The organism is Streptosporangium oxazolinicum (assembly GCF_039537505.1).
Lineage (GTDB): Bacteria > Actinomycetota > Actinomycetes > Streptosporangiales > Streptosporangiaceae > Streptosporangium > Streptosporangium oxazolinicum.
This window is the reverse complement of sequence record NZ_BAABAQ010000002.1, coordinates 605,118-630,686: the sequence shown is the minus strand read 5'-3', so window position 1 is coordinate 630,686 and position 25,569 is coordinate 605,118. Positions and strand designations below refer to the sequence as shown.

Here is a 25,569-nt window from a genome sequence, read left to right as displayed (position 1 = left end):
ACAGCGTCGCTGACGTCGCGGATGACGCGGCTAAAGCCCGTTCCGAGGTCGCTGTGCGGCGGTGTGTCGTGATCTGCGGGCAATGAGGTCTCGCCGGATTCCCCGAAGTGCGCGGCGGGGAATCCGGCCTCTGCGGTACGGGACGCGCGAGACGGCCGGGGCCTCAGGAGGCACCCGAGCCCGTGAGGTGGGCGCGGATCTGGCGGATGTGCTCCGGGGTGGTGCGGCAGCAGCCGCCGACGAAGGCGGAGCCCGCGGCGGTCCACCCGGCGGCGGCCTCCCCGAACTCCACCGGGTCGGCCAGCCCGAGCCAGCGCCGGTTCGCCGAGTCCCAGACCTCGCCGGAGTTGGGGTAGACCATGGTGGGCTTGCCCTTGATCTGCGAGATCAGGCTGAGCATGTAGCGCGGTGCCGTGCAGTTGACGCCGATCGCGATCACCTGGGGGTTTCCGGCGAAAAGACCGGCCGCCATCTTGAGCGGGGTGCCGTCGTTGATGTGCTCGCCGTCGCGGCAGGAAAAGCTCACCCACGCCCGCATCCCCGGCGTCTCGGCGAGCAGCCGCCTCAGCGCCCTGGCCTCGGTGTAGGACGGGATGGTCTCGCAGGCCATCAGGTCGGCCTCGCTGTCGGCCAGGATGTGCCAGCGGTCGCGGTGCCAGTCGGTCAGGCCGTCCTCGTCGAGGTCGTAGTCGCCGGTGTACTCGGCGCCGTTGGCCAGGTAGGCGCCGTACGGGCCGACGCTGGCGGCCACGGTGCCCGAGCCGTGGGTGTCCCTGGCCTGGGCGGCCAGGTGCACGGAGAGCAGAATGAGGTCCTCGGCCTCGGCGGCGCTCAGGCCCCGTCGTACGAACGCGGGGATGCTCGCCTGGTAACTCGCCGTTATCGCCACCTCGGCGCCCGCGGCGAAGTAGTCGAGATGCGCCTGCCGGATCACGGAGGGGTTCTCCAGCAGGAGTTTCGCCGACCATAGGTCGTCTCGCAGGTCCGCGCCCAGCTCCTCCAAATGGGTGGCCAGGCCGCCGTCCAGAATCACCATCTCGCTACTTTATGTGGCACAGCCGGGGTTGGAACCCCGCTCTGACCGCCCTTGGTCCCAGTCTGTCCCATATCGGTCTCGCGGCATCTTCACCCACGTGTCATTTCTCGCTGTCGTCCGAACCGGCTCGCCGCCGAGTAGATGTCTTTGAGGCTTCAGGACAGAGGAGGCTTCAGGACGGAGATCGTGAATGGACGACGGGTTCGACGCTTACGTGGCGACGCGTTACGAGCGGCTCCGACATACGGCGTATCTGCTCACGGGGAACAGGGCGACCGCCGAGGATCTCGTGCAGACGGCGCTGGCCAAGGCGTGGGTGGCATGGCGGCGGGTCGAGGGCGACCCCGACCCGTACGTGCACCGCATCATCGTCAACACCCACGCCTCCTGGTGGCGCAGGAAGTGGCGCGACGAGGTGCCCGCCGAACACCTTCCCGATCGCGCCGATCCGCGGGACTTCACCGTTCGTACAAGGTCGTGTGCGCCGATCCGAAGGCGGTGGTGGTGATCCCCGCCGTCACCGGAGGTGGTTCGGTCAGCGGCGTTGCTGCGTCCCGAGGTCCTCGAACGGGTGGTCGCCGGGCTTGAGCGACGGCCGGGACGGTGGGAGGTCGGGATCTACGATCGCGTGGGTGCGACCGCGCGGCCGGAGCCGACTCCGGTCGTCACCGTCACCGTCGGGCCGGACGATCGCGCGGGTACGGCCACGCCGCCGGGGCCGATCCCGACGAGGACCGTCACCGTCAAACCGTGAAGGCGGTGAGTCCATCCGCCGGAGGGTGGGGGAGGAGGGCCCGAAGCGTGATATGCCCGGAGGTGGTCACGTGACCACCTCCGGGCCGGTCGCCTCAGGTCGCGGCCCGAGCCGCTTTCCGGGGGGAGATCACCGCTTCCAGAACGGGCGCCGCTTGGCGGAACCCGCCAGGGACTCCAGGACCTCCTCGGCCCGCCGCCACAGGGTGTCCACGTCCCCACCGGCCTGCAGTTCGCGGGCGAGGGCGGCCAGCTCCGCGTGGCCGCCGAGGTAGACGGCCAGGGCCGCGAGGCGGCTGCCCAGGTCCTCCAGCAGGCGCAGCCGTTCGGCGGCGGGCAGGGAGGCGGCGGCGCGCAGCCGCTTCAGCTCCTCGGCGAGCTGCTCCCTCGGCGGATCCTGCGGCCTGGCCTGCGGCGCGCCCCCCCTCGGGGGAGCCCCCGCGGGCACGGGACGGGGCAGCATCCGGGCGCGGTCGTCGAAGCCTCCGGCCGCCGCCTCCTGGGAGATGCCACCGACGGCCGGGCTCGCCGCGAACTTCGGCGCGGCACCGGGAGGGGCCATCCCGGGCGGTCCCATGGGCGGCGGCGGGCTCGGGGCCGCGTTCCCGAAGGCCATCGACGTCAGCATCATCGGCGCGGCGGCGACCGGGCTCTCCCAGCCGCTGGGCAGCTCCACCGGCTGGATCACCCGGTGTCCCGGACCGCCCTCGGCGACCACCTGCGTGTCGATCGCGACGAAGGCGGTGAACCGGCAGAGCACCCCGTACCTGAGGGAGGTCTCCACGATCTCGGCCTCCAGCGACCGGTCACCGGCCGCGTAACGGTCCTCCAGGGCCCGCAGCCGCGCCCGTGCCCAGATCGCCCGTACGGCCGGATTGTCCACCACGGACGCGGTGACCCTCCGTTCCCACGGTGAGCCGTCGGCGCCCAGGCCCCGTACGGTCAGCGCTCCGGCGGCGGCGCCACGGTAGCGGCCGAGCACGGTGAGCGGGACGCCCGAGTAGATCGAGCCGACGTGGCTCACCGTCTCGGTGACCAGGTCGAGGCCGTCGGCCTTGAGGGACAGGTCGGTGACCAGGGGGGCGCCGATCCGGCGGTGGATGTGCTCCATCGCCTCGTCCAGCCGGTCCTCGGACTCGACCAGCTCGCACCTGCCCCCGCCCAGCCCGGCCAGCCTGCCCAGGAAACCGGCGTTGACCGCCCTGTCGATGCCGACCGTGTGCACTCGCACCCCGGCCAGCGCGGCACCGGTCCGCTCCAGGATCTGGTCCTCGTTGCCGACCTGCCCGTCGGTGACGAGCACCAGCACCCGGTCCCCGGCGGAGTCGGCGAGCAGCGCGGCGGCCCGCTCCAGCGGGGACAGCATCTCGGTGCCGCCACGCGCCTCCAGCCTGGCCAGGTGCTCCACGGCCCGGTAGCGGTTGCGGTCGGACGCCTCGGACAGCCCCTCGCCGAGCCCCTCCGGGTACTCCACGACGGTGTCGAAGGAGAGCACCGCGAACCGGTCACCCGAGGTGAGCGTGTCGACGATGCGGGCGGCGGCGCGCCGGGCGGCCACCATCTTCCAGCCGGTCATGCTGCCCGAGCGGTCGAGGACCAGCACCACGTCCTTGGCCCCGGCCCCGGCGGGCGCCGGTTCGGGGACGACGGTCAGCGTGAACGTGCCCTCACCCTCGTCGTCCCCGTCGGGGGCGAGCGCGAGGGAGGTGGAGGCGTCGAAGGCGAGGCGCAGGATGAAGTCGCGGTCGAGCCGTTCACCGGGCTGGAGACGGATCACGGTGCCCTCCTCCTGGACCACGTGCAGGCTGGAGCGGGCCTCGCGCAGCTCCAGACCGGCCGGGTCGACGGAGACGGCCAGCGACAGGCGGACCGGGTTGGGGAAGCCGGGCAGCAGCACCGGCGGGGTGACGCGGGAGGCGTCGGGGACCGCGTCGGTGTCCGAGGCCCAGCCGTCGCCCGCCCGGTCGCCGTCCAGCGGGGTGCCCGGGATGTAGCGGGGGGCGACGACCAGCGGGAAGCGGAAGGTGGCCGCGCCGTCCTCGTACGGGAGCGGCTGGTTCAGCGTGAGGTGCACGGTGACCCGCTCGCCCGGCACGATGTTGCCGACCCTCATGGTGAAGACGTCCGGCCGGTCCTCCTCGGCGATCGCGGCCCGCTTCCCCTGGGAGATCGCCTGGTCGTAGTCGGCCCTGGCCTGGCCGCGCTCCTTGAGCACGCCCTCGATGACCCGGCCGTCGGCCTCCATCCTGAAGGCGGTCACGGCGGCCCGGTCAGGCAGCGGGAAGACGTACGTCGCCTCAAGGGCCACGTCGTGCGGGTTGCGGAAGCCCTGGACCACCTCGACCCCGGCACTCAGGCCGGACACGGCGGCGGTCACGTCCACGCTCTCCAGCGGCAGGTTGCCGCGCTCGGTGGCGAGCGCCCCCAGCCCGGCGTCGGGGACGGGGTGGCACTCCTCCGGCGGCAGCGTTGTGATCGAGGTAATCATGCGTGAATTCCTTCCGGAGGTGTGAGGCCGCGTTCGCGGAGGAGTGACAGGAGCTTCTCCGAGGCGGCGGCGATCTCGGCGAGGTCGTCGGGTGTGGGGGCGTGTCCGCGCGTGTCGAGCATCAGCGTCACGCCGTTCGCCAGCCGTACGCCGTGCACGATCACGGCCTCCGGGGCGGGCGAAGCCGGGGGTGGCGGGGGTGGCGAGGTCCTGCCGGGTGGGCTTTGGGCGGGCGGGGTTTTGACGGGCGGGGTCTTGCCGGTCTCGGCCGCAGGTGGTGGGGCTTCCCTGGACGAGGGCTGGGGTGAGGGCTGGGGCTGGGACGGCGGGGGTGGCTTTGGCGGGGCGGGGGCGGTGGCCGCCGAGGCGGCGGTCGGCCCGGCCCAGAAACGCGGGCGCGCGGCCCTGGGGGAGCCGGTCTCGGGAGGGGTGGGCTGGTGTCCCGGTGAGGGCTCCGGAGGGGAGCCGGGGAGGCGGGCGATCGACTCCAGGGTCTGGTCGGTGGCCCCGGCCAGTTCGGCCTGGATCTCGGCGATGGTCCGGCCGTCGGACTGGCGCCGCTTGACGGCGACGATCTGGAGCAGGTGGCGCCTGCCGTACATGGCGACGCGGCCTCGGCGGGCCGACGGGGGGTCGAGGAGGCCGATCGTCGAATACCAGCGGATGAGGCGCTCGTTGGGCACGTCCCTGACCCGCCCGTTGAGCTGGGCGGTGGGGGCCAGCGCCGCGGACGCCCGCTCAGCCAGTTCACCGATGGTCCATTCCATGCCTCGATAGTGACACTGTAATTATGACAGTGTCAACTTGATGGTCTGAATAGGAGGGCGCATAGGTGGGTACGGACATTTCGTACCAAAGGGGAAACTAAGCTCAAAACAGGGGGAGGACATTCCATGTCCGCCATCACCAGCCCACTCAAGGCAGAAGACAAGAAGGTCGTTGGCAACGTGCTCCAGAGCGCGCTCGTCGACCTGCTCGACCTGTCGCTCCTGACCAAGCAGGCCCACTGGAACGTGATCGGCCACAACTTCCGCTCACTGCACCTGCAGCTCGACAAGATCGTTTCGTCGGCCAGGAAGCACGCGGACACCGTCGCCGAGCGCGCGGTGGCCCTCGGGTGCAACCCCGACGGCAGGTCCTCCACGCTGGCGCAGAACACCGAGGTGCCGCAGCTGGAGAACGGCTACATCAACGACGGCAAGGTCGTCGCCGCCATGACGGACATCCTCGGGTCCATCGTCGGCCGGATGCGCGAGCGTATCGAAGCGACCGAGAAGCCCGACCTGGTCACCCAGGACCTCCTGATCGAGATCACGCAGGACCTGGAGAAGCACCACTGGATGATCGAGGCCCAGCGCTAGATCGTCTTTCGAGGCGCCCCGGCCCGTGCGGGCCGGGGCGCCTTTCGCGTTCCCGTCCGACGGAGGTATTGACGGCCATATGTGTGTCGTGTAATTTAATGACACGACATAGAACTTCGTGAAAGGTCCCCCATGAACGCTTCGGCAGATCCGATCAGGCGTGTGTCCGTCCTCAGCACCGGCTCGGTGGCCATCCGGCCGGAGCACGTCGGGCCGACGTGGAAGCACCTCTACTTCTGGCTGTTCACCTCGACGCGGTGGACCGCCCCCCGGCCGATCAACGTCTACGTCATCGAGCACCGCGAAGGCGTGGTGCTCTTCGACACGGGGCAGGACCGCGCGTCGGTGACCGACCCGGGCTACTTCCCCGGAGGGCTCAACGGACTGATCTACTCACGCCTCGCGAAATTCTCCGTCGAACCGGACGAGACGCTCACGGCCGGTCTGGCCAGGCTGGGGTACGCCGTCGACGACGTGGACACCGCGGTGATCTCCCACCTTCACCAGGACCACATCGGCGGGTTGCCGCTGCTCGGCCACGCCGACATCGTCGTCAGCCACGACGAGTGGGAGTCCCTGCGCAAGCCGTTGCCGGAGGCGCGCGGCCTGATGCCCTCGCACATCGACCTGCCGGGACTCAACTGGAAGCGGATCACCCCCGAGCCGCTCGCGGATCCGGCGGTGGCGCCGTTCGACACCGGCCACGACCTGTTCGGCGACGGAAGCCTCCTGCTCCTGCCCACTCCGGGGCACACGCCCGGATCGCTCTCCCTGCTGATCCGCCGTCCGGGGCACGCGCCGCTGATGCTGGTGGGCGATCTCACCTACGACGTCAACCTGTTGACCGCGGGCGAGCTGCCCGGCGTGGGCGACAAGAAGCAGATGCGGGACGCGGTGAGCAAGGTGAACGCCCTGCGGGCCACGATGCCCGATCTGACGGTCCTGGCGGCCCACGACCCCGGGGCGGCCGGTCGCCTCGCCGAGACACTCGGCCGCGTACGGGCCGCGTGAGGCGCCCCTCTCCGCCGAGTGTCACCGATCCGACGCGACCCACCCATGTATTCAAAGGAGTGAACGATGATCACCGACATCTTCAGGTCCTCGCGGACACGAAGGAACGTGAGCTTCACCAACGCCCTGCGCGTCGAGCGTCCGGCCGGTGTGGTCTTCGACTATCTGGCGGACCTGCGCAATCTCCCCGCCTGGAACTACGCGATTCGCGAGACACGGCCGGTCACACCGGGACCGGCCGGTTTCGGGACCGTCTACCAGCAGACCCGCACCCTTCCCCGGGTGATGCGGGAGCGCCTTGAGATCGTCGAGTACGAGCGCGACCGCCGCCTCGTGGTAGAGGGCGGCTTCGGCCTCTTCCAGGGACGCGCGATCTACACACTCGAGGGGTCCGCCACGGGGACGGACCTGGTCAACGAGATCGAGCTCGAAGCGGGAGCCCTGGGCGCGCCGGTCGGCCTGCTGGCCCGGGGCATGGCCGGTGCCGTCGCGAAGAACCTCCGCGTTCTGAAGGACATCCTCGAGGCCCCTGGCGCCGGGAACGGGACCGCGTGGTGACGGCTGCTTCGGCGGTCCCACCCTCCGGCGCGGCGCCTGCCGTCCAAGACTGTCGCGAGGTAGGCCGATGACACGTCATCATCCGGCGTAACATGCACACGCGTGGACGTACGGAGTGACGTCCGCGAGGTGCTCCGCCTGAGAGTTTCCGCACAGAGCGGAGAAGGGATCCGCACGAGTGAAGGACGCCGAAGAGTTCCGCTACCTCGTCCTGGCGGTGCAGCGAGAGGGGAACCGCATGCTCGCCGCCGCGCTCCGTCCGCTCGGTCTGACGCCGTCCCAGGCCGAGGTGGTGAGCGTCCTCGACGACCGTGGGCCCCTCACCCTCTCCGGGCTCGGTGAGCTGCTCGTGTGCGAGACGGGGGCCAACCCGAGCAGGTTGGTGGACCGGCTCGTGACCGCCGGGATCGTCGAGCGGACAACCGGCGCGAGCGACAGGCGGCACGTCACGCTGACCCTCACGGCGGACGGCGCGCAGCTGGCCGAGCGGGTCCGGGTGGTCCAGGACGGTCTGAACGACGCGCTTGAGGAGATGCTCACCGGACAGCCGGTCGCCCCCACGCTGACCACGCTCCGATCCGTGGCCTCCCACTTCCCGGCGGGCGAAACGGTACGCCGACGCAAGGAAGCCCCGGCCCGCTAGGTTCCCCGGCGCCTGATCTCGTCAGGAGCCGCCGTGTTCGAGGGCGATGGTGACGCTGTGCCGAAAGCGGCTCTTCGGCTCTTCGGCGGCCCGATCGGGCTGGGCGCAGGGGTGATCTCCCGGACGGGTTCGTCCTTCACGCCCGTTTCCCCAGCGCGGTGACCCCCACCTGCCACCGCGGATACCCGTACGCCATCCGCGGTGAGTCCCCGATGACGACCTCGCCGATGCCCTGTCCTTGATGAGGCGATGACCGGCCCGGGGTAGGTGTCCGGCTGTCACGCCGTGCTTGTCGGAGGCGGACACGCGTGTTCGTAAGCGTTGGCAACGGCAGAAGAGCTGCGAGGAGGCAGTGTGCGTATACGGAGAGTCGTCATGGACGTGGACAAAGCCGTGCAGCGGCCGGATGTCATGGAGGTGGGGGCCGCGATCGAGAAGGTGGAGGGGGTGGAGACGCTGAACATCACGGTGACGGAGATCGACATCGAGACCGTGGGCATGGACATCACGGTGGAGGGAGACGGCATCGACTGGCCCGGCCTGCTCAGGGCCATCGAAAGGACCGGGGCGGTCGTGCACAGTGTCGATCAGCTCGTGGCCGGAGTGAGGATCATCGAGGGCGTGAAGCGGGCCAGATGAGGATGCGTCTGGCGTTGGCCGAGGGCAGGCTGCTGCTCTCCTTCGTGCTGGGCTTGACCGACGGCATCCTGAACGCGCTGGTCCTGGCCACGGCGACGATCCTGCGGGGTGGCCACGCCAGTATCGAGGTGGGCCTGAAGGTCGCCACGGTGGCGCTGGTGACGGCGATCTTCGCCGTGTACGTGGCCCAGTACTCCGAGCTGCGCACCCAGCTGGCACGGGCTGGACGCCAGCTCAACCTCACCAGCCGCGGACGACTGGCGACCACCCACCTGGGCCGCGCGGTGATCCGCGAGGCGCTGGTGGCCACCGCGGTCGCGGGCACGGCGAGTTTCTCCGGTTCGCTGCTTCCTCTCCTGGCCGGTGCGCTCCTTCCCGGCCCCTCATGGTTGCCGCTGGCGATCAGTCTCGTGGTGCTGGGCCTGCTCGGAGCCGGTATCGGATCGGTGGTGGGCGGGTCACCCCCGCGGTGGAGTGGCGCGCTGATGATCGGCGGGGCGCTCGTGGCGGCGCTCGGTTACCAGCTGCGCATCGTGTGAACCGGATGCCGGGGCGTCCTGGCCGCCGCGATGAGGCCGAGAACGGCGGCGAGGAGCAGGGTGGGCCGGATCCGATCCGTGGGAGGGACGCGACGGCGAGCGGGGGCCTGGCCGGGCGACGGCGTTCGGTCCGGTCGTCGGCGGGTGGGCCGGCCGAGCCGTCGCCGGGCCTCCTCCAGCACCCTCTCGGCTTCGGTGCGGGATTCCCAGCCGCGGACATCGGTGCTCTTGCCTGGCTCCAGATGCTTGTATATGGCGAAAAAATGACCGATCTCGGCCAGGACGTACGCGGGCACGTCGCCGAGGTCGCGCATGTGGGCGAAGCGCGGGTCACCGGCGGGCACGCACAGGAGCTTGGCGTCCGGGCCGTGCTCGTCGCGCATCCAGAAGATCCCGATCGTCCGGACGTTGATCACGCATCCGGGGAACGTGGGTGCCTCGCCCAGCACCATGGCGTCCAGCGGGTCGTCGTCCTCGCCCAGGGTGCCGGGGACGAAGCCGTAGTCGTAGGGGTAGGCGGTGGAGGTGAACAGCAGCCGATCCAGCCGGATCCGCTGCTTGGCCTCGTCCATCTCGTACTTGTTCCGTGATCTTTGCGGTGTCTCCACGACGACGTCGAAGCGCATCTCAGGCCCCCTTCCGATCGTGCGGCGGCCATGTCCTCTGTGTCGTACTCATACCCGGTACGAAGAGGAGGTTTCCCGTCTCGTCCATCCCCGGCCGTCGGATGATCACTTCGGGCCGCCGAGTTATCCTCGGACAAGGCGCGTTCTCGGACAAGGCGCTAAAGGCCATCGGCGTCCGCGATCACCTCAGGCCGAGGCGGCGGGAGCGCCCACATCCCCGGGGAGCCGGGGGGGCGTGGCGCTCGTCCCGGGAGGGGAAACACCGTGATCTTTTCCAGGTCCGTCGCCGTCCGTGACGCGCACGACGCGCGAGGCCGGAAATCGGTGGGTTCGGCCCCACGCGGGCGAGGTCTGGACGAGCGGCTGCTGGCGATCTTCACCGGCCAGCGGCGGACCGGCCTGGTGTCCATCGCGCACACCGTCACCCATCTCGGCTCGCCGACGCTCATGGGAGCACAGGTCGCGGCGCTCGCGGCGGGAACCAGGGACTGGCGCCTCCTGGCCGTCTACGTGTCCGGCCTGGCCACCCGGCACCAGGTCGCCTCGGTCATCGACCGCGCCCGCCCGCCGAGGGAGGGCTGGCGAGAAACCCCCATCGGGCCGAGCTTCCCCTCCCGCCACACCACCACCGCCCTCCTGGGCACCCTGCTGATCACCGAACGGCTCACCGGTTCACCCGGCCGTGCCGCCGCCGCGGGCATCGCCGTCGGCGGCGCGGTCGGTGTCAGCCGCCTCCTCCTGGGCGTGCACTGGCCCAGCGACGTGGCCGGTGGTGCCGTCTTCGCCTACCTGTGGTGGGCACTGTTCGGACGACGGACGAGTCCCCTGTCGACCCCTCTCACGTACGCTCCAGGGCGCTGAGAGAGGACGATCGCTACGGGGTGGGATTCGTGTCGCCGTCCCCGAGCCAGACCAGGTCGGTGTGCAGCCGCCGCGCCGCGTTGTGCGCGCTCGTCCACCGGCCGAATTCGCTGCCGTTCGCGGCCACGGTCGCCACCGTCCCACCCGGCAGCGCCAGCCCGTAGGCCACCACCTCCGTGAAGCTCTCCACGTCCTCCTCGCCCTCGTCGTCCTCGTAGAACTCCTGGACCAGGGCGAACATGCGGGGAAGGTCGCCCGTCGGCATGCGCGTCGCTTCGTAGGCGTGTTCCGGGTTCGTGTCGCGTACGAGGTGTCCGCCGAAGCCCTGATCGTGGTGAGCGGACGGCTGGCCGAACTTAGGGGAACGTTCCACGATGAGTGCTCTCTTCCTGTCTGGTACCTGCGAAGGCTGCCCGATCTGAATCGTCTCGATCGACTCCGTGGGGGGAGTGCGTGTGATGCATCGTCGGCCTCAGGACTTTCGAACTGTCGGCCTTGACGGGAAGTCGCTCGGAACATCCTCCCGTTGAGGACGATCAGCCCACCTGGCCTTTAGCCTACAACAGCTCTATAGTGTTCTAGAGCACCAGTGAAGTCAATGGCTGATTCAGAGTGCACTAGAACAGGAGTCCCACGATGGCTGACAACCCGCAGGCGATGGCTCCGTACAAGCGGATCGCCGCGCAGATCAAGGCCAGGATCGAGAGCGGGGAGATCCGGCCGGGTGACCGCATTCCGTCGGTACGAGAGATCATGCGCGACGAAGGGGTGTCCACGGCGACCGCCACCCGGGTCGCTGCAGTGTTGAGAGCGGAAGGCTACGCGGAGTCGGTTCCGGGGATCGGAACCCTGGCCAGCCTGCCGAAGAAGATTACGGCGGGTTCTGATCGTCTTCAGATGCTGCGGGCGAGCGGGAGCGGCTATCGCCGGGGTGAGCGAGCTGAGATCTTGAGCGCCGGTCTCGTTCCGGCGCCCGAGGCGGTCGCGGACGCGCTGGGGATCGAAGAGGGGGTCGCTGTTGTTCGGCGCCGTCGCGCCTACTACGACGACATGGGGCTCGTCGCGCTGTCCACGTCGTGGCTTCCGGGTGAGCTGGGCCAGGTGGTGCCCGAGCTGCTGATCGAGGAGCCGCTCCCGAGAATGACTTTCGGGCTGGTCGAGGACAGAGCGGGCCGACGGGCCGTCCGGCGACGTGACATCGTCGCGATCAGGCCGGTTCCTGGGGACATCGCCTCAGTCCTTGGCATCGAGAGCGGTCTACCGGCACTCACCATGACCAACCTCTACTGGGACCAGCACGATGAGGTGACCGAGTACGCCGTGGACTTCCTCGGCCCCGGTCGCGAGCTGTCGGCCGACTACGCCCTGGAATAGCCTCCGGGTCTCCCGTCGCCGCAGCCGGTAATCACGAAAGTGTGGTGCGGAAGGTCAGTGCTGCGAGCTTTGCGCGAGCATACGATCCCCGCAAAGCATCATTCTCAGCCGGGATGAGTCCGCGACCGTCGTCCAAAAAGCGGTCGGTCGTGTCAAGCGAGCGAGAGGGAGGAGTACGTGATGATCAGCCCCGAGGAGTTGGCGGGCGTGGCCTGGCACATCAGCACCAGGAGTGCCGATGGTGGTGGTCAGTGTGTCGAGGCCGGGCCGTTGGCCGACGGTAGTGGGCGGGTGGCCGTGCGGCACAGTCGTCGTCCCGATGCCGAGGTGATCGTCTATACCCGGGCCGAGTGGGAGGCGTTCGTCGGCGGCGTCAAGGACGGCGAATTCGACTTCCCCATCGCGTAACCGCGTCGCAAGGATGGGCGTATCAATCTTCCGGGCGTAGCTAAGTGAGCGAATGGGAGAAGTACGTGATGATCAACTCTGAGGAGTTGGCGGGCGTGGCCTGGCACATCAGCACCAGGAGCGCCAATGGTGGTGGCCAGTGTGTCGAGGCTGGTCCGTTGGCCGACGGTAGTGGGCGGGTGGCCGTGCGGCACAGTCGTCGTCCCGATGCCGAGGTGATCGTCTATACCCGGGCCGAGTGGGAGGCGTTCGTCGGCGGCGTCAAGGACGGCGAGTTCGACTTCTCCTGAGGTTCCCCCGCAGGGCGGACAGGACCATAGCCCGGTGGGACATGAGACGGCGCCGAAATCCCGTCGACAAGGCTGTTGCCGGCCACCTATGGTGCAGCCCATGGCAGATAGCCCCACCATGGGTCAGTGCGACTGTGGTGCAATTTCCGGTCCGCTGGGCGTGTGCGTGGACTATTACCACGGAATCCTGGCTGAAGAGCAGGCTGATCCTCAGATGTACAGGTGGCACGCGCCTGTGGTGTGTGCGTATCTCCTGCAGCATCCTTCCAGGGCTCATGAGAAGTACCTTGACGGTCAGTTCCGCCAGTTGCAGCTCTACATGGACAAGGGCCTTGACGCACTGCTTCGTGTGGCGGCTCATCAGGTGGCGCGGAACAGGCGCGGGGCACGGCCGAGCTCCGATATGGCGCCATTGGCGGCATACGCGCCGCTCCCGCCGGGCGGATCTCCCAAGCACTTCCGTGCTACGTTCTGCGGTTTGCCATTCAGGGAGGGCAGCTTCGTGTCTGATGGGCATCTGGCATACGGACACCGCATCGAAACCATTGTCGAAGCGACTGTGGAATCCTGGAGATCTGTCCAGGACTGATAGTCGAAGGCCCGCGTGACCGATATCCGCGCCCACTGCTCCAGCTACACCTGTTGATCTTTGATTTGCTGTCGCCGGTAGTGGTTTTGTCAGGCGCGGGTTTGGTGGTGTCATCGCGAGTGACACCCCGGCCACCCCGGAGGCCCTTCAGAGGAGATAGCGGGCGAGGTCGGCGATGGGGTGGGGGCGGGAGAGCAGGTCGCGCAGGGCGTCCAGGTGGGTGCCGCCGGGGGTGTGGTGGGCGACGAGGCCGGTGTCGTGGACGGCCCGCTCCCAACCCCCGTCGTCGTTCGCGGTGTCCTCCAGCCGTCGCAGCACGCTCGCCCCGTCCGTCTCCATGGCCAGCAGCGTCAGCAGGTGCGGCCACTGGACGGCGAGCGCCGCGAGTTTGGCGACCTCGCCGTCCGAGGCGGGGGCCGCCCCGGCGAGGGCGCGGCGGTAGGTCAGGAACGAGTAGAAGCGGAACACGTTCACGTACCGCTTGATCTCGCGCGGGTTGAAGAACGTCAGGGCCGGGAGCACGAGCTCGATCGCCCGGTAGGCGTTCTCGTCGCTGTAGAGGTCGTCGAAGACCCGGTCCGCGGCCTCGCGGGTCGCCGCGCAGAGACCGCCGACCGCGTCGGAGCACTCGATCCCCAGCGCGTCCTGTGCCAGCCGCGCCGCCTCGTCGAGGGTCGTCGTGGTCGGGCGCAGCGCCCAGATGGCGTCCTGCAACCGGCTCACCTGCACCTGGTCCGGTGGCTCCGCCGCCCGCGATCCGGGGTCCGGCGTCTCCTGCGGCGTTCGCGGCCCGAATCCCTGCAGTTCCATCGTCGCCCGCAGTCCGAGTCCCGGTGTCTCCACCGGCGTTCGCGGTCGGGGCCTTCGCGGCTTCGCGGGTGCCCGCAGTCCCGGCACGGCCGCTCCCGGTGGCGTGGCGGCGCCGGGCGGGGAGGGCCGTGCGGGAGGCAGGGGACCGCGCGAGCGCGGTCCGGCCGGATCCGGTGGCGGGTCGAGCCGTTCCAGGGCGGCTGGGGGACCCGCCGGACGCGGTCCGGCCGGATTCGGTGTCCGTGTGGTGTCCGGGTTTCGCGGTCGCGTGGTCTCCGCGTCCGTGGGAGTCTCCGTGACCGAAAGAACGTCGGGAACACCCGAGGGGACGGTCGTGGGCCACGCCACGTCGGAGACGCCCAGCAGGGCCCGTACGAAGGCGGGCAGCCGGTCGGCGTCGTCCAGCAGCGGCACGCTCAGCGGGAGCTGCACGATCTTCTCCAGGAACCGCCAGCCCAGGCCGGACCGCCCGCCGCCCGGCAGCGTCCCGGCCAGTTCCGGGTAGGCCGCCTCGACGTGCGCCACGACCACCTCCGGTTCCATGGCCAGCACGAACACGCAGTTGGGGAACTCCCCGGCCAGGAACAGGTTGATCGCCTCGATGACCTGCGCCACCGTTCCCGGGGAACAGCGGTCCAGGTCGTCCACGAACACCACCAGCGGGCGCTCCCCGGTGGCGACCAGGTCGAGGACCTGCCGCATGTCGGTCTGCACCAGGTGCAGGAAGCCGGTCCTGGAGCGGTAGCCGGGGTTGGTCGCGACCTCGTTGACGAACCCGTCGGCCGCGCCGGGGCCGAGCAGGTCGGGCTGGGTGACCAGGCCGCGGAACGCGTTGTCCGCCGACTCCCCGAAGAACCGCGCCAGCCGCAGCGCGCCCGCCACCACCACCACCACCGACCCGGCGGAGCCGACGGCCGCCGCGGCGTTCCCGAGGAAGGCCCCGAGCGCGGGCAGCAGCGCGGCGGCGGCCAGCAGCGCCCCGGTGAGGACGACGGTGGCGACCAGGCCGAGGGCCACGGGCGCCAGGCGGGTCACCGCCAGGTGGTAGGCGCGCCTGCGGACCGCCTCCCGGTCGATCCTGGACAGGTTCAGCTCCAGCCAGAACCGTTCCCGTTCGGCGCGGGGCAACCGCCGGGTGACCTGGCTGATGATCTCGTGGGCGAGCCCGGCCCAGACCTGCTCGCCACTCTGGTACATCCACGGGTTGAACCAGACCGTGGGCCGCCAGTCCGCGGGCCGCAGCGGGAGGGGGCCGGGCTCGGCGCATCCGGCGCTCTCCCGGGGGCGCCGTCCCGTCCTGGCCAGCACCTCGGCGTTGGTCAGCGCCCGTTCCGTACGGGAACCGGGCAGATGGATCGGAGCCGGGGCGGCCCCGGCGGCCCCGGGGTCCAGAAGATCCTGGATCATCCGCATCAGGGAGGTCTTGCCCGCACCCCAGGGGCCCTTGAGGCCGATCGTGAGCGGGGGCCGGGTCTCGGGGTGGCGGACGAACGCGGCGATGGCCTCGGCGTAGACCCGGTGCCCGAGCTGGTCCTCGGTGGTCCACCGGTCGGCGGTGAGCCTCGCCCTGGGCCGTACCGTCCGCAGCCCGGCCCGGCGGCGGCGCAACAGCGCCGAGGTCTGTGCCCGTTCGGCGGCCGACAGCCGCGAGTGGCCGAAGATCCGCACGTCCGGGTGGACGAACGTGGTCGTCTCGCCCAGCAGGCCCCAGTGCCTCAGCTCGGCGGCGTCGCCGAGGATCTCGTCGATCGGCTCGTCCTCGTCGAGCAGGGCCGCCCTGCGCAGCAACTCCCTGGCGGGCTCGCTCAGGTGGAGCTCGTAGACCCGCCGCACGATCTCGATCCCGTGCGCGGGCGGTGCGGGGTCGCCGAGTCGCGCCAGGACGCGGGCGAAGGCGGCGTGCGGCACGGCGGCGGTGTCCCTCGCCGGAGTGAGCGCGACCCCCTTGACGGCTCCGTACGAGATCAGGATGGGCGTGCGGGCGGCCGAGGCCGCCGCGTAGCGGGCGAGCGCGTAGGCGTGCAGGTCCCCGACGCTGATCGTCCCGTCCCCGTCGAGGTCGGCGGCCCGCGTCGTCAGGCCCTCCGCGATGACGTCGGTCAGTGTGCGCACCGGTCCCGGCACCGTCTCGTCGAGCCTCAGCGTGAGGGTGAGGGCCGCCGCGGCCACCCTCGGCTCCCCGGCCACGGCGAGTTGCCTGACCGGTTCCGCGGAGCCGTCCAGGGCGCTCCAGCCGAAGTCGACGATCATCAGTACGGCGGCGGCCAGCGACTCGCCGACCTGCCGCCCGAACGCGCCGATCATCGACCCCAGCTGCCCCGAGGTCCAGCCGCCGTCGGCGGGCAGCCGGATCACCAGCAGGTCGCCCTCCCGCGCCGAACGCAGCAGGTTCCACACGCGCTCGCCGTCCGCGCCCGCCCCCTCGCTGGTCTCGGCGTCGACGGCGAACCCCTCGGCCCGCAGGGCGCTCGCCAGCCGCGTGTCCGGCCGGGTGGCGTACGGCCCGGGGGCGGGGGTCCCCGCGTCCGCGTCCGGTGAGGGCGAGGTCGATGACGTGGGCGAGGGAGGGAGTGGGGTCGCGGCCGGGGGAGAGTCGAGGAAGACGAGAGCTCGGCGGGTGCCCACGTGGGGCGTGGTCTCGAAGACTGGATTCGCGAACGCGAGTCCCTCGCTCAACGGTCCTCCCGATCTGACGACGGTTCAAGATCCCACTGTGGACGCGCCGGGCGGGAAAGATGGCGATCTTGGCGATAGGTCGACCTGTTTTGACGGATGTTTGCTCTCCGGTTTCCGCAAAGTTTGCGGCGGGGGTGTCTCGGCGTTCATGTGAGTTCGATCGACTGGCCACGTACCGCGAGGGACGACGAGGAGGGGCCACATGCTTCGCCATACCGCTTCGCGCACCCTGGCCCCGGCTCATGCTCAGGCTCCGGCCCTGGCGTCGGTCCCGGTCCCGTTCCGGGCCTCGGTCCCGGCGCCTGCGTCGGTCCCGGCCCTGGCAACGGCCACCGTCCTCGCGGGCTCGCTGTGGTACGAGGCCGCGGGCGTCGTCCTCCGGCGCTCGGAGGGTCCCTATGGGCCGCTCCGCGCGCCCGACGCCAACGGGATCGCGCTGCCCGAGGGGTTCGGCAGCCGGATCGTCGCCCGTACCGGCCGCAGGATCGGCGGGGTGCTGTGGCACCCGGCGCCCGGCGGCGGCGCGTGCTTCCCCGACGGCGACGGCTGGATCTACGTGTCCAACTCGGAGGCCCCGCTGCTCGGCGGGGCGTCGGCCATCAGGTTCGGGCCTGACGGGGCCGTCGCCGACGCCTACCGCGTCCTGTCGGGCACCGACCTCAACCGCACGGGCGGGCGCACCCCGTGGAACTCCTGGCTGTCGTGCGAGGAGATCCTCCGCGGCCGGGTCTTCGAGTGCGACCCCTACGGCTCGCGGGCCGCGATGCCGCGCCTGGCGATGGGCCGCTTCAGGCACGGGGCCGTGTCCTGCGACCCCGACCGGGGAGTGGTCTACCTGACCGAGGACGAGCCGGACGGCTGCTTCTACCGGTTCCGTCCGGCCTACTGGGGCGACCTGACGTCGGGCGTCCTGGAGGTGCTCTGCGCCGCGCCCGGCCGGGGGCGGGTCACCTGGCGGCGCGTGCCCGACCCCGGCGGGTCGCGGGAGGCCACCCGCGACCAGGTCGGCGACGTCAGGCGCTTCTCCGGCGGCGAGGGCTGCCACTACGCGGACGGCCTGTGCCTCTTCACCACCGGGGGCGACAACCGGGTGTGGGCGTACGACGTGGAACGCGAACACCTGGAGGTCGCCTACGACGCCTCGCCGGGCTCCGGCACCGTCACCCCCTCGGGTGGCCTGTACGTCGCCGGGGACGACGGTGACACGGAGATCAACCTGATTACTCCCGGCCGGGTCGCCACCCCGGTCCTGCGGATCCCGGGCCACCCCACGTCGGAGATCACCGGCCTCGCCTTCTCACCGGGCGGCGACCGCCTCTACTTCTCCTCCCGGCGCGGACCCCGAGGTGACGCCTCGGACGGCGTCACCTACGAGGTCACCGGCCCCTTCCGCCACTGACGCCACCACCGGCGCCACCGGGCGACGCGGCCTCCCTGACGACCTCCGTCAGTTCCTCGCGCAGCCCGGCGAAGAGCGGGTCGGTACGGGGATGGTCGCCGTACGGCAGCTTCGAGGCGCGGTCGAGGACCACCCGGCCCGGCCTGCCGCTCAGCGCGAGGACGCGGGTGCCCAGATAGACGGCCTCGTCCACGCTGTGGGTGATGAACACCACCGTCGTCCCGGCCCGCCGCCACAGTTCGCGGACCTCCTCCTGCATGCGTTCCCTGGTGAAGGCGTCCAGGGCGGCGAACGGCTCGTCCATCAGCAGTAGCGCGGGATCGGGGGCGAGCGCGCGGGCGATCGCCGCGCGCTGCTGCATGCCCCCGGAGAGCTCGTACGGCCTCGCCCTGGCGACGTCGGCGAGCCCGGTCAGCTCCAGCAGTTCGGCCACCCGCTCGCGCCGCGCCGCCCTGGACAGGCCGCGCAGCCCGAAACCGACGTTCCCCTCGACCGAGAGCCAGGGGAAGAGCCGGTGCTGCTGGAACACGTACCCCCTGGCCGGGTCGGGCCCCGACACCGGCCCGCCGGAGGCGGTGATGACTCCCGCCGACGGCGCGGTGAAGCCCGCCACCAGCCGCAACAGCGTGCTCTTGCCGCATCCCGAGGGGCCCACGACCGTCACGAACTCCCCGGCGGCGATCTCCAGGTCGATCGGCCCGAGCGCGTCGACCGTCCCGGCGCGCCCCCGGTAGGAGTGCGACACCCCGGCGAGCGCGAGCGCCGTGTCGCGGGCTCCGGCGTCGTGAGGCCCGGTGTTCCCGCCGGGCGCCTCCGTGCTCGTGCCGCTCACCGGGTCGGGACCCGTGTTCGTGTTGTCCGCTGTCTCGGGGTCCGTGTTTGTGCCGTCTGTCGTCTCGGGGTCAGTGTTCGTGACGCTCGACGCCTTGGGGTCCGTACCCGTGTCGCCTGCCGTCTCGGGGGCCGCGTCCGTGCGAGCCGCCGTCTCGGGGCCCGCGCCCGTGCGGGCCGGGCCGGGACCCCCGCCCGCGCGGGCGGCCTCAGCTTCCGGCGAAGGCATCCGCGAGCTCCTGCGTGGCCAGGCCCTTCTGGAAGACGCTCAGTTCCGGTACGGCGTCCACCTTCTTCTGGCCCTTGAGGAACTCGGCCGAACTGCGCAGGTTCTCGGCGAACTTGCCGGGGGCCGAGGGGGTGCCGAGATACTCGGCGGAGCGCTGCTCACTCGCGTCGAGGAGCACGAGCTGGCCGAGCTGGCGCGCGGCCTCCGCCGGGTCGAGGTTGAGCTGGCGGCCGATGGCCGAGGCGGCGGCGTCCTTGTCGCTCCTGGCCAGCTTGACCGCGCGGTCCTGCTGCTGGAGCCAGACGTGCAGCGCCTTCGGGTACTTCTTCGCGAAGTCGTCGCTCACCACGGCGAGGTCCGCGGTGAGCTTGCCCCGCTGGGCCAGCTCGCGGCTGGTGACCAGCGTCGTGCCGCCGTTCTTCTGCAACTCGGCCAGGGTGGGCGTCCAGACGTAGGCGGCGTCGATGTCGCCGCGCTGCCAGGCGGCCTGGATGTCCGGCGGCTCCATGTCGAGGATCTTCACGTCGGCCTCCGACAGCCCGGCCTCGGCGAGCGCGGCGAGCAGGCTGTAGTGGGTGGTCGAGGCGAAGGGAGCGGCGACCCGCTTGCCCGCGAGCCCCTTGACGTCGGTCACACCGCCCCGGGCGACGAGCGCCTCGTTGTCACCGATCACGTCGAAGATCCACGGCACCCGGTACGGGATGTTGAGCGGCGCCGACAGCCCCCGGGTGACCGGGCTGCTGCCCGCCAGACCGATGTCGAGCGATCCGGCGATCATCGCGGTGTTCACGTCGCCGCCCGAGTCGAACTTGCTCCACGTGATCTTGGTGTTCGGCAGCGCCTTCTCCAGCCACTGCTGGTCCTTGACGATCAGGTCCCCGTTGGGGATGAGCTGGTAGCCGATGCGCAGGGTCGCCGGGGAGCCGTCGGCGGCGGGCTTGGCCTCCTCCGTACCGGACCCGCAGGCGGTGAGGGCGAGGGCGGCGGCGGTGAGGGCGAGGATCATGCGTTTCATGGGGGTCTTTCCTAGGTACGGCCGCGCCAGGGCACCAGGCGGCGGTCCAGCGTTTGCAGGAGGAAGTCGATGAGCAGGCCGGACAGGCCGATGACGATGATCCCGAGCACGACCACGTCCGTCTGGTTGTAGCGCTGGGCGTCGCGGACCATGCCGCCGATGCCGGGCACGCCGTTCACGGTCTCGGCGGCGACCACGGTGGTGTAGGCGACGCCCACGGCCACCCGTACCCCCGTGATGATCTCGGGCAGCGCGCTCGGCAGCACCACCCGCAGCGGCAGCTCGTGGCGGCGGGCGCCCAGCGAGCGGGCCGCGTTCAGGTAGTCCTCGTGCACGCCGCGCACGGCGTCGGCGGTGGCCACCGCGACCGGTGGGAGCGCGGCGAGCAGCAGGAGCCAGATCTTGGGCTCCTCGTCGATGCCGAACCAGATCACCAGCAGGCTGAGGTACGCCAGCGGCGGCAGGGTGCGCACGAACGTGACCAGCGGGCCCAGCAGCGCGCGCAGCGTCGGGACCATGCCGATCAGCAGTCCCAGCGCGATGCCGCCCGTCACCCCGTACAGGCAGCCGAGCAGGATGCGGCGCAGGCTGGTGAGCAGGTGTTCCTGGAGGGTGTAGCCGCTCACGCCCTCGGCGGTGGTGCGCAGGAACTGGTCCCAGACCGCGACAGGTTCCGGGACGAAGACCGGCGGCCAGATCCCGGCCATCGCCACGGCCTGCCAGATCGCGACCAGCGCGACGATCGCCCCGGCCCGCAGCGCCAGGGCTCGCCAGAACCCCGCCGCGGGCCGGAGACGAGTAGAGGGACCGGGACGGGAGGTGAGGACGCTCACGCGACGAGCATAGGGGCGGGAGTGGGAGCCGCCAGCCGGGGGAGGACGAAGTCGCCCACCCGCCAGGCCTCCTCCAGGTGCGGCCAGCCGGACAGGACGAACTCCGACAGGCCCAGCTCGGCGTATTCGCGGACGCGCTCGGCGACCTCCGCGTAACTGCCGACCAGCGCGGTGCCCGCGCCCTCCCGGACCAGCCCGACCCCCGCCCAGAGGTTGGGCGAGATCTCCAGCGCGTCCGCGGAACCGCCGTGGAGGTCGGCCATACGGCGCTGCCCCACGGAGTCCATCCGGGCGAACCGGGCCTGGGCGGCGGCGATCCTGTCGGGGTCCATGCCGTCGAGCAGGCGCCGGGCGTGCGCCCACGCCTCCTCGGCGGTGTCGCGGGCGATGACGTGGAGCCGGATGCCGAACCGCAGCTCGCGGCCCGCCTCGGCGGCGAGCCCGCGCATCCTGGCGACCCGTTCGGCGATCATCGCCGGGGGTTCGCCCCACATCAGGTAGACGTCCGCCCCGGCGGCGGCCACCCGTTCCGCGGCGGGGGAGGCCCCGCCGAAGTAGATGTCGGGGGTGTCGGGGAGCGCAGTGGCGAGCCCGCCCCCCGACACCCGGTAGTGGGCGCCCACGTGGTCGAACGGCTCGCCCGCCCAGGTGCGCCTGAGCACCTCGATGAACTCGCCGGTCCGCTCGTAGCGGGCGTCGTGGTCGAGGAAGTCGCCGTAGGCGCGCTGCTCCCGGGGGTCGCCGCCGGTGACCACGTTGAGCAGGAGCCGTCCCCCGCTGATCTCCTGGAGGGTCTGCGCCTGCTGGGCGAGCAGCGTGGGCAGGGTGAAGCCGGGCCGGAAGGCCACCAGCAGCTTGAGCCGCTCGGTCCGCGCCGCGACGGCGCTGCACGCCACCAGCGGGTCGGGGCAGCCCGCCCCGACCGGGGTGAGCGCCGCCTCGAAACCGGCCGCCTCGGCGGCGCGGGCCACCTGGGACAGGTAGTCGAGCGTCGCGGGCCTGGCCGCGGCGCCGCCCGCCGCGACGGTGGTCGTGGCGGGCCTGACGTGGTGGCCGTCGCCGGTGGTCGGCAGGAACCAGTGCAAGCGCATCTTCGCCTCATAGGGCTCATACGGAACGGGGTGGTGCCCCCGATATTAACCACATAATACCTATCTATAAAGAGGGAATTAGACAGGGGTGGGGGTGGGGCCCTGACCTCGGGGTTCATGGACGGCTCCCCGGGGCGGGCCCTCGGGGCCGGTGGCTTAGGTGCCCGGTTTTCGGCCGGAGTCCGTGGCGGCCGACAGGTAGCCCGTGAGCAGGGCCTTGAGCTCGGCGGTCAGTTCCGCCGCGCGGTCCGGCGGTCCCGCCGCGACCAGCGGGAGCACCGCCCTGACGGTGGACAGCATCATCGTGGCGACCAGCAGGCGCCGCTCCTCGCCGAGGTGTGGCGCGCGTACGGCGAGGACCCCGGCGATGCGCCGGGCGATGCCCCGGTGGAGCCGCTCGGACGCCGCCGCCAGCCGGTCGCCGGTGGCCGAGCCGTGCAGCAGGGCCCAGTACGCCGGGCGGGAGGTCTTGTAGGCGACGATCTCGTCCACCACCTGGTCGATCAGGTCGGCCACCGGCATCCGCAGGACGTCACCGGTGAGCCTGGCCTCCCAGTGCGCGCTCCGCCCCTCGGTGAACCGGTCGAGCAGGCCGTCCAGGATCTCCTCCTTGTTGCGGAAGAACTGGTACAGCGAGCCCGGGGACATCCCCGCCCGCTCGGCCACCGCGTTCGTGGTCATGTCGGCGTAGCCGATCTCGGCGATCACCTCCTCGGCGGCGTCGAGGATCTCCTCCATCCGCCTGAGGCCGCGCGCCTGCCGCTTGACCGTCCGCCGCGCGGGCGCGGCCCGGCTGCCGGTCTGGTCGGTGGCGATCTGACCGGTCGCGCGCACGGTGGGCCGCCCTGCGGTCGCGGGCCGGTCGTCCGCGGGCTGTCCGGTGACCGGACGCTTCTCAGGCATGCTTCATCCCGTTGACAAATACGAGCATTTACTTGTATTCCTGTCTCGAACCCTAAAACACGAGCAGTTTACCGAATTTCGGGGATGATCATGAAAGCTGACCCGCGCCCGGTCGCGGCGCCTCCCGCGCCGCCGCTGAGACGACTCGGCCACCTCCTCGTACGGCGCCGCCGCCTGGTGATGGTCCTCGCCCTGCTCGGGACCGTCGTGCTGGGAGCGCTGGCCGCGGGCACGGTGTCCGGGCTCTCCCTGGCCAGGTACGAGGCGCCCGGCTCGGAGTCCGACCGGGCGCAGGCGGAGCTGGCCGCGCGCTTCGGCACCGGGAGCGCCGACCTGGTCCTCCTGGTCACCGCCAGGAGCGGCACCGTGGACACCCCCGCCGTCGCCGCCTCCGGGCGGGCGCTCACCGCCCGGCTGGCGGCCTTCGAGGGCGTGGCCGAGACGGCGTCCTACTGGTCGCGGGGCAACCCCGTCACACTGCGCAGCGCCGACGGCAGGCACGCGCTCGTGGTCGCCCGCATCCCCGGCGACGCCAACCGGGTCCGCTCGGAGATCCTGCCGAGGATCATCCCCGAGGTCCTGCGCGGCGACGCCGCGACCACCGTCAGGGCGGGCGGCGGCGAGGAGGTCTTCCGCCAGACCGTGCCGCTGGCCAGGCAGGACTTCGTCCGCGCCGAGCTGGTTGTCGTCCCGCTCGTGCTCGTGCTGCTCTGGGTCCACCTGCGGCGCGTCCTCGCCGCCGTGCTGCCGGTCGTGCTCGGCGCGCTGGCCATGGTGGCCGGGCTGGCGCTGCTGCGGATACCGCTCCTGTACGCGGACCTGTCGACGTTCGCGCTGAACCTCACCCTGGCCATGGGACTCGGCCTGGGCGTCGACTACTCGCTGTTCATGATCGCCAGATTCCGCGAGGAGGTGGGGCTGGGCAGGGACAGGCACGAGGCGGTCGCCCGCGCGGTCGAGCGGGCCGGCCGTACGGTGATCTTCAGCGGGGTGACGGTCGCCGCCTCGCTGAGCGTGCTCCTGTTCATGCCCTTCGACTTCTTCCGCTCCTTCGCCTACGCCGGGGTGGCGGTCGTCGTGGGGGGAGTTGTCGGCGCCGTGGTCGTCCTGCCCGCGATCCTCGCCGCCGTCGGCGACCGGGTGCTGTCGCGCCACCCCGGGAAGGCCGCGGGAGGAACCTTCTGGCGCGGCCTGGCGACCCGCGTCATGCGCCGGCCGGTCGTCTACGGCGGGGTCGCGACCGCGGTGCTGCTGCTGCTCGGCTCGCCCTTCCTCGGCCTGCGCCTCGGGGTCGCCGACGACCGAATCCTGCCCGCGTCCGCGCCCGCCAGGCAGACCTCGGACGTGATCCGCGCCGGGTTTCCCGCCGAAGAGACCGACGCCCTCCAGATCGTCTCCACGGGCGCGGCCGGAGCTCCCCCCGAGGCCGTCCCCGGCTACGCCGCCGCCCTCTCCCGCCTCCCGGGTGTCGCCCAGGTCGACTCCGCCGCAGGGTCGTACGCGGCGGGCGTCCGGATCTCCGCCGGAGACCCGTCGCGGTTCGCGGGGGCCGGGGGCACCTGGCTGTCGGTGGTCCCCTCCGCCGAGCTGATGGAGGAGGACCCCGTCCAGCTGGTGAGCGACGTCAGGGCGCTGCGGGCGCCGTTCGAGGTGCTGGTCGGTGGCTACCCGGCCGAGCTGGCCGACTACCGGCAGGCCGTGATCGAACGGCTGCCGCTGCTGCTCGGGCTGATCCTGGCCGTCACCTTCGCGGTGCTGTTCGTGATGACGGGCAGCGTGCTGATCCCGCTCAAGGCGACGGTGCTCAACCTGCTCAGCCTGTCGGTCATGTTCGGCGCCCTGGTCTGGGTCTACCAGGACGGCAACCTGTCGGGCCTACTCGGCTTCACCCCGACGGGGACCCTCGACCCGAGCATCCCGATCCTGATGTTCTGCGTCGCGTACGGGCTCTCGATGGACTACGAGGTCTTCCTGCTGTCGCGGATCAAGGAGGAGTACGACCTGACCGGCGACACCTCGGGGGCCGTGGTGGCCGGGCTCCAGGGCGGTGCCCCCCTCATCACGGCGGCGGGCGGGATCCTGGCGGTGTCGTTCGCGGCCTACGTGAGCGCGCAGGTGGTCTTCGTGCAGATGCTGGGCGTGGGGATGGCGGTGGCGATCCTCGTGGACGCGACCGTGATCCGCGCGATCCTGGTCCCCGCCGCCATGCGCCTGGCCGGTGAGGCCAACTGGTGGGCTCCAGGACCCCTGCGCCGCCTCCACGCCCGCATCGGCCTGTCCGGCTGAGACCGCCCGGCATGCTCGGCCGCGCTTGGCCTGTCCGGCTGAGACCCCCCGGCGTGCCCGGCGCCGCTCGGGCCGTCCGCTCAACGGACGCGAGCGGAGACACTTCCGGCCTGCTCGCTCCGGACGTGCCCGGGACAGGGGCGGGCACGTCCGGTGAGGGGGCGCGGGCCGTCACGGCGCGCCCGCGCCACCGGCCTGCCGCGAGGGGATCGGGCCGAGTCTCCCCGGCGAGGCGCGGTCTCACGGGTCGTGGGCCCGCAGGTCGCGGGCTGGGAGGTTGCGAGCCTGGAGGGGGGCGGGCTCAGAGGTTACGAACTCAG

The 25,569-nt window shown here is 71.3% G+C and carries 26 protein-coding genes; 15 read left to right on the top strand and 11 right to left on the bottom strand.

Annotation, left to right across the window (positions count from 1 at the left end):
- Nucleotides 1–163: 163 nt before the first annotated feature.
- Nucleotides 164–1,036, bottom strand: coding sequence for a homocysteine S-methyltransferase (gene mmuM / locus ABD817_RS07785; protein ID WP_344916492.1), 873 nt, complete (start codon nucleotides 1,034–1,036; stop codon nucleotides 164–166).
- A gap of 190 nt (nucleotides 1,037–1,226) precedes the next feature.
- Between mmuM and ABD817_RS07780 the strand changes: the two genes are divergently transcribed.
- A complete protein-coding gene (locus tag ABD817_RS07780) occupies nucleotides 1,227–1,544 on the top strand; it encodes a sigma factor (RefSeq protein ID WP_344916490.1) in 318 nt (105 codons plus the stop codon).
- Nucleotides 1,545–1,562: 18 nt separating this feature from the next.
- On the top strand, nucleotides 1,563–1,790 hold the full coding sequence (locus ABD817_RS07775) for a hypothetical protein (protein WP_344916488.1): 228 nt from the start codon (nucleotides 1,563–1,565) through the stop codon (nucleotides 1,788–1,790).
- Nucleotides 1,791–1,919: 129 nt separating this feature from the next.
- Here ABD817_RS07775 and ABD817_RS07770 read toward each other — a convergent pair whose 3' ends face one another.
- Both ABD817_RS07770 and ABD817_RS07765 read right to left on the bottom strand, forming a co-directional pair.
- Nucleotides 1,920–4,277, bottom strand: a complete 2,358-nt coding sequence (locus ABD817_RS07770) for a VIT domain-containing protein (protein WP_344916486.1) — start codon at nucleotides 4,275–4,277, stop codon at nucleotides 1,920–1,922.
- Complete coding sequence (locus ABD817_RS07765) at nucleotides 4,274–5,044, bottom strand: MerR family transcriptional regulator (protein WP_344916484.1); 771 nt, start codon at nucleotides 5,042–5,044, stop codon at nucleotides 4,274–4,276. Before ABD817_RS07765 ends, ABD817_RS07770 begins: the two co-directional genes overlap by 4 nt.
- Nucleotides 5,045–5,170: 126 nt before the next feature.
- On the opposite strand from ABD817_RS07765, the gene ABD817_RS07760 reads away from it, so the two are divergent.
- The 6 genes from ABD817_RS07760 (at nucleotide 5,171) to ABD817_RS07735 (ending at nucleotide 9,028) form a co-directional block, all read left to right on the top strand.
- Nucleotides 5,171–5,638, top strand: a complete 468-nt coding sequence (locus ABD817_RS07760; protein ID WP_344916482.1) for a Dps family protein — start codon at nucleotides 5,171–5,173, stop codon at nucleotides 5,636–5,638.
- A gap of 162 nt (nucleotides 5,639–5,800) precedes the next feature.
- Nucleotides 5,801–6,649, top strand: coding sequence for an N-acyl homoserine lactonase family protein (locus tag ABD817_RS07755; protein WP_344916480.1), 849 nt, complete (start codon nucleotides 5,801–5,803; stop codon nucleotides 6,647–6,649).
- Between the two features lie 66 nt (nucleotides 6,650–6,715).
- Nucleotides 6,716–7,207 carry an SRPBCC family protein gene (locus tag ABD817_RS07750; protein ID WP_344916478.1) on the top strand — a complete coding sequence of 164 codons (492 nt, stop codon included), beginning with the start codon at nucleotides 6,716–6,718 and terminating at the stop codon, nucleotides 7,205–7,207.
- Between the two features lie 178 nt (nucleotides 7,208–7,385).
- On the top strand, nucleotides 7,386–7,850 hold the full coding sequence (locus ABD817_RS07745) for a MarR family winged helix-turn-helix transcriptional regulator (protein ID WP_344916476.1): 465 nt from the start codon (nucleotides 7,386–7,388) through the stop codon (nucleotides 7,848–7,850).
- Nucleotides 7,851–8,204: 354 nt separating this feature from the next.
- Entirely contained in the window at nucleotides 8,205–8,489 is a 285-nt protein-coding gene (locus ABD817_RS07740) for a DUF211 domain-containing protein (protein ID WP_344916474.1), read from the top strand.
- A complete protein-coding gene (locus ABD817_RS07735; RefSeq protein ID WP_344916472.1) occupies nucleotides 8,486–9,028 on the top strand; it encodes a hypothetical protein in 543 nt (180 codons plus the stop codon). Before ABD817_RS07740 ends, ABD817_RS07735 begins: the two co-directional genes overlap by 4 nt.
- On the opposite strand, the gene ABD817_RS07730 is transcribed toward ABD817_RS07735, so the two are convergent.
- Nucleotides 9,007–9,654 carry an inorganic diphosphatase gene (locus tag ABD817_RS07730; protein ID WP_344916470.1) on the bottom strand — a complete coding sequence of 216 codons (648 nt, stop codon included), beginning with the start codon at nucleotides 9,652–9,654 and terminating at the stop codon, nucleotides 9,007–9,009. The two genes, ABD817_RS07735 and ABD817_RS07730, sit on opposite strands and share 22 nt — an antisense overlap.
- Before the next feature lie 264 nt (nucleotides 9,655–9,918).
- Between ABD817_RS07730 and ABD817_RS07725 the strand changes: the two genes are divergently transcribed.
- Complete coding sequence (locus ABD817_RS07725; protein ID WP_344916468.1) at nucleotides 9,919–10,515, top strand: phosphatase PAP2 family protein; 597 nt, start codon at nucleotides 9,919–9,921, stop codon at nucleotides 10,513–10,515.
- A gap of 13 nt (nucleotides 10,516–10,528) precedes the next feature.
- Here ABD817_RS07725 and ABD817_RS07720 read toward each other — a convergent pair whose 3' ends face one another.
- Nucleotides 10,529–10,888, bottom strand: coding sequence for a hypothetical protein (locus tag ABD817_RS07720; protein WP_344916466.1), 360 nt, complete (start codon nucleotides 10,886–10,888; stop codon nucleotides 10,529–10,531).
- Nucleotides 10,889–11,151: 263 nt separating this feature from the next.
- On the opposite strand from ABD817_RS07720, the gene ABD817_RS07715 reads away from it, so the two are divergent.
- The 4 genes from ABD817_RS07715 (at nucleotide 11,152) to ABD817_RS39555 (ending at nucleotide 13,176) form a co-directional block, all read left to right on the top strand.
- Nucleotides 11,152–11,889: a GntR family transcriptional regulator gene (locus tag ABD817_RS07715; protein WP_344916464.1), complete on the top strand. Its 738-nt coding sequence runs from the start codon at nucleotides 11,152–11,154 to the stop codon at nucleotides 11,887–11,889.
- 180 nt (nucleotides 11,890–12,069) lie between these two features.
- Entirely contained in the window at nucleotides 12,070–12,297 is a 228-nt protein-coding gene (locus ABD817_RS07710) for a DUF397 domain-containing protein (protein ID WP_344916462.1), read from the top strand.
- Nucleotides 12,298–12,365: 68 nt separating this feature from the next.
- Entirely contained in the window at nucleotides 12,366–12,587 is a 222-nt protein-coding gene (locus tag ABD817_RS07705; protein WP_344916460.1) for a DUF397 domain-containing protein, read from the top strand.
- A gap of 88 nt (nucleotides 12,588–12,675) precedes the next feature.
- Nucleotides 12,676–13,176: a DUF5946 family protein gene (locus ABD817_RS39555; RefSeq protein ID WP_425583285.1), complete on the top strand. Its 501-nt coding sequence runs from the start codon at nucleotides 12,676–12,678 to the stop codon at nucleotides 13,174–13,176.
- A 147-nt stretch (nucleotides 13,177–13,323) separates the two neighbouring features.
- Here the strand turns inward: ABD817_RS39555 and ABD817_RS07700 are convergent, their stop codons facing one another.
- Nucleotides 13,324–16,662: a KAP family P-loop NTPase fold protein gene (locus ABD817_RS07700; protein WP_344916458.1), complete on the bottom strand. Its 3,339-nt coding sequence runs from the start codon at nucleotides 16,660–16,662 to the stop codon at nucleotides 13,324–13,326.
- 202 nt (nucleotides 16,663–16,864) lie between these two features.
- On the opposite strand from ABD817_RS07700, the gene ABD817_RS07695 reads away from it, so the two are divergent.
- Nucleotides 16,865–18,061, top strand: coding sequence for an alkaline phosphatase PhoX (locus ABD817_RS07695; protein WP_344916456.1), 1,197 nt, complete (start codon nucleotides 16,865–16,867; stop codon nucleotides 18,059–18,061).
- Here ABD817_RS07695 and ABD817_RS07690 read toward each other — a convergent pair.
- The 5 genes from ABD817_RS07690 to ABD817_RS07670 all read right to left on the bottom strand — a co-directional run bounded on the left by ABD817_RS07690 (nucleotide 18,039) and on the right by ABD817_RS07670 (nucleotide 22,963).
- Nucleotides 18,039–19,121 (bottom strand): ABC transporter ATP-binding protein, encoded by a 1,083-nt coding sequence (locus ABD817_RS07690; protein WP_344916454.1) that lies wholly within the window; start codon nucleotides 19,119–19,121, stop codon nucleotides 18,039–18,041. The genes ABD817_RS07695 and ABD817_RS07690 overlap by 23 nt on opposite strands.
- Nucleotides 19,102–20,136, bottom strand: a complete 1,035-nt coding sequence (locus ABD817_RS07685) for a taurine ABC transporter substrate-binding protein (RefSeq protein ID WP_344916452.1) — start codon at nucleotides 20,134–20,136, stop codon at nucleotides 19,102–19,104. Before ABD817_RS07685 ends, ABD817_RS07690 begins: the two co-directional genes overlap by 20 nt.
- Nucleotides 20,137–20,147: 11 nt before the next feature.
- Nucleotides 20,148–20,969 carry an ABC transporter permease gene (locus ABD817_RS07680; protein ID WP_344916450.1) on the bottom strand — a complete coding sequence of 274 codons (822 nt, stop codon included), beginning with the start codon at nucleotides 20,967–20,969 and terminating at the stop codon, nucleotides 20,148–20,150.
- The gene (locus tag ABD817_RS07675; protein WP_344916448.1) at nucleotides 20,966–22,060 is read right to left on the bottom strand and encodes an LLM class flavin-dependent oxidoreductase; all 1,095 of its coding nucleotides are present in this window, start codon (nucleotides 22,058–22,060) and stop codon (nucleotides 20,966–20,968) included. The genes ABD817_RS07680 and ABD817_RS07675 overlap by 4 nt, the downstream gene beginning before the upstream one ends.
- A 156-nt stretch (nucleotides 22,061–22,216) precedes the next feature.
- Complete coding sequence (locus ABD817_RS07670; RefSeq protein WP_344916446.1) at nucleotides 22,217–22,963, bottom strand: TetR/AcrR family transcriptional regulator; 747 nt, start codon at nucleotides 22,961–22,963, stop codon at nucleotides 22,217–22,219.
- A 90-nt stretch (nucleotides 22,964–23,053) separates the two neighbouring features.
- On the opposite strand from ABD817_RS07670, the gene ABD817_RS07665 reads away from it, so the two are divergent.
- Nucleotides 23,054–25,249, top strand: a complete 2,196-nt coding sequence (locus ABD817_RS07665; RefSeq protein ID WP_344916443.1) for an MMPL family transporter — start codon at nucleotides 23,054–23,056, stop codon at nucleotides 25,247–25,249.
- Nucleotides 25,250–25,569 lie beyond the last annotated feature (320 nt).